This is a genomic window from Microseira sp. BLCC-F43, from assembly GCF_041929235.1.
In the GTDB taxonomy this organism is placed as follows: domain Bacteria; phylum Cyanobacteriota; class Cyanobacteriia; order Cyanobacteriales; family Aerosakkonemataceae; genus Microseira.
On record NZ_JBHFNP010000227.1, the window covers coordinates 1 to 1,682 of the forward strand.

Annotated in this window: 5 protein-coding genes; all 5 read left to right on the plus strand. The window is 48.6% G+C overall.

Annotated features, from left to right (window positions below):
* A partial coding sequence (locus ACE1CM_RS30155) for a transposase (protein WP_374882544.1) occupies positions 1–154 on the plus strand: 154 nt, incomplete at its 5' end.
* 580 nt (positions 155–734) lie between these two features.
* Positions 735–932 (plus strand): hypothetical protein, encoded by a 198-nt coding sequence (locus ACE1CM_RS30160; RefSeq protein ID WP_374882540.1) that lies wholly within the window; start codon positions 735–737, stop codon positions 930–932.
* On the plus strand, positions 892–1,215 hold the full coding sequence (locus ACE1CM_RS30165) for a peptidase (RefSeq protein ID WP_374882541.1): 324 nt from the start codon (positions 892–894) through the stop codon (positions 1,213–1,215). Before ACE1CM_RS30160 ends, ACE1CM_RS30165 begins: the two co-directional genes overlap by 41 nt.
* Positions 1,216–1,240: 25 nt before the next feature.
* On the plus strand, positions 1,241–1,507 hold the full coding sequence (locus tag ACE1CM_RS30170; protein ID WP_374882542.1) for a hypothetical protein: 267 nt from the start codon (positions 1,241–1,243) through the stop codon (positions 1,505–1,507).
* On the plus strand, positions 1,501–1,682 hold a 182-nt coding region (locus tag ACE1CM_RS30175; protein WP_374882543.1), incomplete at its 3' end, for a helix-turn-helix domain-containing protein. The genes ACE1CM_RS30170 and ACE1CM_RS30175, both read left to right, overlap by 7 nt.

Below are 1,682 nucleotides of genomic sequence, written 5' to 3' on the forward strand. Positions count from 1 at the left end.
TCGGTTAATTCGCAAGGAATTTGCCACTCAAATTAATCTGGTTTATCGTCAGCCTGTATTTTGGACTGGAGCTTATTTTGTGGCTAGCTGTGGCGGCGTTACTATCGACCAAATTAAACAATATGTTGAAAATCAAGCTGCAATCGCAGATTAATTGTTCGCGCAAGGCCCACCCCTTCGCGGTTGAGAGCTACGCTGATCAATTTACTCAGGGGTGGGACTCGTTGCTCACCTGCTATCCCCCTCACCGCCAACCCTGTCGGGTCTGGCGGGAGTACCCCGCAGTTTAGATGGGTTTTGCCGGGAAGTCCCAGTCCCATCAGACCGAACACCATCAGCGTCAGAATCGATAACAATCTGGTCGTAACATTAATCTCATGGGGGGTAGGTCGAATCTCTCCCAACAGCGTTATCCCCAGCAGAATCCATTCCAGATACAAAATCAGGCGGAACGAATGGTTGGGAAAGGCCGAAGGTCGGTGCATGGCGGCAAGGGGAAGTCGGAAAGATCGAGTGGGAGCGATGCTTCCTTCTACTGTATTTCAGACCGGATGGTTGTTTCCAGAGTCTGACTGCCTAGATTTGAACCGAGGACTGTGTGACCAAACTCCCAATCAAATCGGGACTTTAGTCCTATGCCAAGTTAGGAAGTTGGATCCATGTGGAACAGTGGGGCTCGTTTGTAAGATTTGAACATCGAACCAGGCAATCGTTCGATTTCTTACTCTCTCACTATGCGTACTACCTCTACTTTGGCTCAAATTCTCAGCAACCAGACATTGAAAGGCAAACGGTTACCACCCCGGTCTACCACCGTTTCTCTGCGTCAGGTCTTTGAGTCGCTCAATTTTACGGTAAAACAACAGCCCAGGTTTTCAGAGGAAGTCGCTAATGTTTCACCAAGTTTCTCGGATCAAACGCCTCTGGCGTAAGTATCATCGCTGGCTAGCGATCGCTTTTGCTCTACCTTTATTGCTGACGATCGTTACCGGAATCGCTTTCCCGATTGCGAAAGCGCTGCATCAGCGCCAATTGGCAAGGTTTCTCGTCCACCTTCATACCTTGGAAACCTTCGGACTTGACGGAGTGTTTCCCATTATTACAGGCGTTGGGTTGTTGGGCTTGCTCGTCACGGGCTTGTCTATGACCAGTCTATTTCGGCGAGCATTTACCCAGTGTGTTAGAAGCGGTACGATGGGCAGCGAGCGACATTGATGGGGACTCAACATCCAAACTACTGATGAAGCGATACCCACGTTTTTATCTTGCGATCGCCAGTCTCATCCTAGTAGCCTGTACGGGATCGCAGCCTGCACAGCAGCCTACTCCTCAACTTAAGGTCGTTACCCTCAACGATACCTTTAAAACAGTGATGGGTCAGACGGTTTATGTGCCGGTTTATTCCCATATTTATCTTTTTGTGGGGGTCTGGGGGAGCTATAAGACCCACGCCATAATTTTTATATGCTCCCTAGCCAGTAAACCCAGTATTATAGTGGAATGCTGACAATCACTCACCGCTATCGAATCTATCCAGATACCGCTCAAGAGCAGCAATTCGTTGAGTGGATGGATATCTGTCGTCGTGCCTACAACTATGCGCTTCGAGAGATAAAAGATTGGTGCGATAGTCGTAAGTGTTCCATTGATAAATGCTCTCTGGAAAAAGAGTACATCCTCTC